Consider the following 590-nt stretch of genomic DNA (forward strand, 5'->3'; position numbering starts at 1 on the left):
TCTGCTTCGCCGTCGGCGTGTTCGTCGTCTGCGGGAAGAAGTGGCTCGCGCCGTCCAGCTCCAGGTACGCCTTCTCCGAGGACGCCGGGATGCTGTTGTAGAACGGGATCGAGTGGGTCGCCACCGGCGCGACGCTGTCGGTCTCGCCGCCGATGATGAGCGTCGGCACCCGTACATCGGACCAGGTCTTGTCCAGGTTCCACGGCGCCAGCGGGACGGCGGCCTGCAGCGACGGCCGGGCCGCCGCGGCCTCCAGGCTGCCGCCGCCGCCCATCGAGTGACCGGCCACCGCGAGCCGGGACGAGTCGATCCGGCCGCGCACCGAGCTGCGCTCGGTCAGGTAGTCCAGCGCGGCCAGGAGCTGCCGGCCCCGGCTGGCCGGCTGGTCCAGCCGGGTGTTGGTCTCGATGCCGATCACCACGAAGCCGTGTGAGGCGATCCGAGGGCCGAGCCAGCTCAGGCTGGACCAGGAGGCGGTGTAGCCGGGCGAGATGGCGACCGCGCCGAAGGTGCCCTCGGCGGTGCTGGTCGGGTAGTAGATGACGCCGCCGCCGAAGCCGGTCACGCTCAGCGAGGAGACGTTGATCGAC

At 71.5% G+C, this 590-nt stretch carries 1 protein-coding gene; it reads right to left on the reverse strand.

Translation table 11 applies throughout. The features are described 5' to 3' along the window. Positions 1 to 586, reverse strand: a 586-nt coding sequence (locus tag KBX39_RS32580) for an alpha/beta hydrolase (RefSeq protein WP_312247532.1), incomplete at its 3' end; no start/stop codon positions are given. Between the last annotated feature and the right edge of the window lie 4 nt (positions 587 to 590).

Source organism: Micromonospora sp. D75 (genome assembly GCF_018070405.1).
Taxonomy (GTDB): Bacteria; Actinomycetota; Actinomycetes; order Mycobacteriales; family Micromonosporaceae; genus Micromonospora; species Micromonospora chalcea.